Origin of the sequence: Burkholderia sp. Bp8998 (assembly GCF_003854235.1) — a bacterium.
Lineage (GTDB): Bacteria > Pseudomonadota > Gammaproteobacteria > Burkholderiales > Burkholderiaceae > Burkholderia.
On record NZ_QTQF01000095.1, the window covers coordinates 1 to 4,335 of the forward strand.

Consider the following 4,335-nt stretch of genomic DNA (forward strand, 5'->3'; position numbering starts at 1 on the left):
GCCGGATCGCCGCAGACAGCCCGGCGGGGCCGCCGCCGACGATCACGACGTCGTATTCCATCGATTCGCGCGGGCCGAACTGCGCGAGCAAGTCCTGTGTGGTCAAAATCCTGTCTCCTCCTGCGCCCCGACCGTTACGGTCAGAACTGGTCTTCCGTCAACGCGAGCACGCTCTCGTTGCCCTTCGCGCCGACGATCGACGCTTCGAGCCCGCCTGCCTGCACGAGGACGTGCTCCGCATAGCATTGTGCGATCGCGATCTTCGCATCGAAGAACGCCGTATCGCTCGCGCGGTTCGCGTGCGCCGCCAGCAGCGCGCGCGCCATCTGCCATCCGCACAGCACCACGCCCGCCAGCTTCAGGTACGGCACGCTGCCCGCGAACACCGCGTTCGGATCCTGCTTCGCGTTCGCGACCACGTAGTCCACCACGGTCGACAGCGAACGCGCGCCCTTCTCCAGCTGCACCTTCATCGACGCGGCCGCCGCGCCGTCGACCTTGCCGAGCGCCGCGACGGTGTCGCCGATCTCCGCGATCAGCGCCTTCGCTACCGCGCCGCCGTCGCGCATCGTCTTGCGGCCGACCAGGTCGTTCGCCTGGATCGCGGTCGTGCCTTCGTAGATCGCCAGGATCCGCGCATCGCGATAGTACTGCGCGGCGCCGGTTTCCTCGATGAAGCCCATCCCGCCGTGCACCTGCACGCCGAGGCTCGCCACGTCGTTCACCATCTCCGTGCTCCAGCCCTTCACGACCGGCACCAGATATTCGTAGATTGCCTGATGACGCGCCTGCGTCGCCTCGTCCGAATGGCGGTGGGCAATGTCGCTGTGCGCGGCGGCCACATAGGCCAGCGCCCGCGCGCCTTCGGTCAGCGCGCGCATCGTGCCGAGCATGCGGCGCACGTCCGGGTGGTGGATGATGGTCACCGACTGCCTGGCCGATCCGTCGACCGGACGGCTTTGCACGCGCTCCTTCGCGAATTCCGCGGCCTTCTGGTATGCACGGTCGGCCACGCCGATCCCCTGCATCCCGACGCCGAAGCGCGCGGCGTTCATCATGATGAACATGTATTCGAGGCCGCGATTCTCCTCGCCGACCAGGTAGCCGATCGCGCCGCCGTGGTCGCCGTATTGCAGCACCGCGGTCGGGCTCGCCTTGATGCCGAGCTTGTGCTCGATCGACACGCAGTGCACGTCGTTGCGCGCGCCGAGCGAGCCGTCCTCGTTGACCAGGAACTTCGGCACGATGAACAGCGAAATGCCCTTCACGCCTTCCGGCGCATTCGGCGTGCGCGCGAGCACCAGGTGGACGATGTTGTCCGCCATGTCGTGCTCGCCCCACGTGATGAAGATCTTGGTGCCGAACACCTTGTACGTGCCGTCGCCCTGCGGCTCGGCGCGCGAGCGCACCAGCGCCAGGTCCGAGCCGGCCTGCGGCTCGGTCAGGTTCATCGTGCCCGTCCATTCGCCCGAGATCAGCTTCGGCACGTAGCGCTGCTTCTGTTCGTCGGTGCCGGCCGTCAGCAGCGCCTCGATCGCGCCGTCGGTGAGCAGCGGGCACAGCGCGAACGACAGGTTCGCTGCGTTCAGCATCTCGATGCACGGCGTCGCGATCAGCTTCGGCAGCCCCTGGCCGTCGTATTCGGCCGGATGCTGCAGACCTTGCCAGCCGCCTTCGACGAACTGGCGGAACGCCGCGCCGAAGCCGGGCGTCGCCGTCACGACGCCGTCCTTCCAGCTGCTCGGGTTGCGGTCGCCCTCGACGTTCAGCGGCGCCAGCACTTCGCCGCAGAATTTCGCGGATTCGTCGAGCACGGCCTGCGCCGTGTCGTAGCCGGCTTCCTCGAAACCCGGCAACTGCGCAACGGTGTCGATGCCCGCGAGTTCCTTCAGCACGAACAGCATGTCCTTGACAGGGGCGTTATAGCTCATGGTCGATGTTCCAATCAGGCGGTGAATGAGGCGCGCGGCCCGGGCGGCTGCGGCAAAACCGGCCAGCACCAGGCGACGTCATGACCCATCGTAATGCCGCGCCGGCGGATTTCCATTGTCATATCCGGCCCACATGGTGACAAAACCGGCCACGCGATGCGTGCCGGGAATTGGGGGTTAACCCTCGATTCGGCCGACACGGCACGCGGGAGATCAGGCGCCAATGGCCTGGCCGTTACCGCCGAGCCACTATCCGCGCGAACGCACGTCACGCATGACCTAATGTAATGGCGACCCGAAAATAAAGCACATTGACTGTGTTTTGGCGCACACCAATACTCACCGCACAGCGAAGTCCGCGGCACGGGGACAGCACGGGAAAATCCATGGCGAGCGGCGAGCCGCAGATGCGGGCGTGCTGCCGCGTCGTCGACGTGGCGCTCGGCATCAGGCGCTTCGAGTTGCGGGTGGACGCCGGCGCACGCACGCCGCATTCCCGGCAAACGTACCTTCGGAACGATTCCAGGAGGCACGGTATGGCGGTCGCCCCGTTCCATGATGTAAGCAGTGCTATCAATCAGTATGGCAAGGATCCGGTATTGCGCGACGTACGCACATACCGGTTGGCCCGGGTTCAGGAACAGCTGCTCGCGCACAAGGTCCCGGCGATCCTGCTGTACGACCCGGTCAACATTCGATACGCGACCGATACGTCGAACATGCAGGTGTGGGCCGGGCGCAACCCCGCACGCTACGTGATGGTGTTCGCCACCGGCCGCATCGTCGCGTGGGAGTTCCACAGCAGCGAGCACGTTTGGGACGGTCTGGATCTCGACGCGGAGTTGCGCGGCGCGTGCATGGCGGCCGGTGCCAAATCGGCCGCCTTTTTCGGTATCCGGACCCGCGCGTTTCTGCGTAGACTTTGGACTCGTCAAGCCAGCTGACCGCGGGAGCAGAGACCAGCATGAGTGAACGCCCGAAGAACATCGCGGATTTCGTCCGGATCGCCGGCGATCTGTTTCAGTCGGACAAGCTTCCCCCCGACGCACGTGCGTTCGCACCGAAGGTATTCGCGCGGCTGCAGGAGACGTCGGATAACGGCCTGCGCAACGCGGTGCGATACCCGGCATGCGAATGGCTCGACCGGGCGCTCGAGTCGGTCGCGCGCGTCAACCCGACGTTCGCCACCGTCGCGCAACTGATCAAGTCGCTCGAGCCCGAGGTGGGCTGGTCGCGCCGCACGTCGGGAAAGGACGGCAGTCCGAACTACATCGACGGGCACGTGAACGGGATGATCTGCGGGCCGGGCGGCGCGGAAAGCCGTGACGACATTCAGCTCGGCTTCTCGTTGATGATGCCCCACGTCAGATATCCGGATCATGGTCACGCGCCGGAGGAAGCGTACGTGCTCATGACCGCCGGTGAATTCCGCCAGAAAAACGGCGAATGGTTCGATCCCGGGATCGGCGGCGGCATCCACAACGCACCTGGCGGGCTGCATGCGATGCGCTCCGGCGACGCGCCGTTCCTCGCGATCTGGTGCCTGCTGAATTGATCCGACGATCGGCGCGTCGTGCCGGCCGGGCCGCCCGCGGTCAGTGGTCCGCCATTGACCTGCCGGTCGGTCTGGATTACCGCGGATCGCAATCGAGCGCATGGGCACCCGCAAGAGAAACCTGCCACGTGAACCCCATGCGATCCGGCCGCGCGCCGCCCCGCTCGCGCAGCAACGCCGCCCCCCTGCCGCGACGGTCCGGCCGCCTCGTCCACGTCCGTTCGGCCGACGCGATCGAGTTCGCGCGTGGATAAAACACAACAGTGCGACGGAAGACGCGCGCGAAGCATTTTGCATCCTCGATGGCGCCGTCGTTATGGGGCATACTCTATTCGCGCCCAGCGAACGGTCGTACGATTTTCAACGCGAACCCTCGCGCGAGCCACTAAACACACACATGATTCTGGTACCTTGACGCACCGGCCCGAGCGCATCGCGATGGCCATCACCCATCTTTCACACTATGACATTACAGATTGGGATTCCTCTGGAGACAGCCACCGGCGAACGGCGCGTTGCGACCGTCCCCGAAGTGGTCGAGAAACTGATCAAGCTGGGATTTTCGGTGGCCGTCCAAAGCGGCGCCGGTGCCGGCGCGAACTTTGACGACGACACGTACCGCGCGGCCGGCGCGAGCATCGCCGCCACCGCGGCCGAGCTCTGGTCCGGCAGCGACATCGTGTTCAAGGTGCGTCCGCCGAGCGCGGACGAAGTCGCGCTGATGCGCGAGGGCGGCACGCTGATCGGCTTCGTGTGGCCCGCGCAGAACCCGGAGCTGATGCAGCAGCTGGCCGCGAAGCGCGCCACGGTGCTGGCGATCGATTCGCTGCCGCGCACGCTGTCGCGCGC

4 protein-coding genes and 1 pseudogene are annotated in these 4,335 nt (G+C 66.1%); 3 read left to right on the top strand and 2 right to left on the bottom strand.

The annotated features are described in order from the left end of the window. Positions 1–140: 140 nt before the first annotated feature. Positions 141–1,931 (bottom strand): acyl-CoA dehydrogenase, encoded by a 1,791-nt coding sequence (locus DIE06_RS37320; RefSeq protein ID WP_124665695.1) that lies wholly within the window; start codon positions 1,929–1,931, stop codon positions 141–143. A 386-nt stretch (positions 1,932–2,317) separates the two neighbouring features. On the opposite strand from DIE06_RS37320, the gene DIE06_RS39365 reads away from it, so the two are divergent. Together DIE06_RS39365 and DIE06_RS37330 are read left to right on the top strand one after the other, a co-directional pair. Then, positions 2,318–2,875, top strand: a complete 558-nt coding sequence (locus DIE06_RS39365; RefSeq protein ID WP_260433902.1) for a hypothetical protein — start codon at positions 2,318–2,320, stop codon at positions 2,873–2,875. A 20-nt stretch (positions 2,876–2,895) separates the two neighbouring features. After that, a complete protein-coding gene (locus DIE06_RS37330) occupies positions 2,896–3,486 on the top strand; it encodes a dimethylsulfonioproprionate lyase family protein (RefSeq protein WP_124665696.1) in 591 nt (196 codons plus the stop codon). 76 nt (positions 3,487–3,562) lie between these two features. Here DIE06_RS37330 and DIE06_RS37335 read toward each other — a convergent pair whose 3' ends face one another. Continuing rightward, positions 3,563–3,811, bottom strand: coding sequence for a hypothetical protein (locus DIE06_RS37335; RefSeq protein ID WP_124665697.1), 249 nt, complete (start codon positions 3,809–3,811; stop codon positions 3,563–3,565). A gap of 138 nt (positions 3,812–3,949) precedes the next feature. Here DIE06_RS37335 and pntA point away from each other — a divergent pair. Further along, a pseudogene (gene pntA / locus DIE06_RS37340) lies at positions 3,950–4,335 on the top strand (NAD(P)(+) transhydrogenase (Re/Si-specific) subunit alpha); the annotation flags it as partial.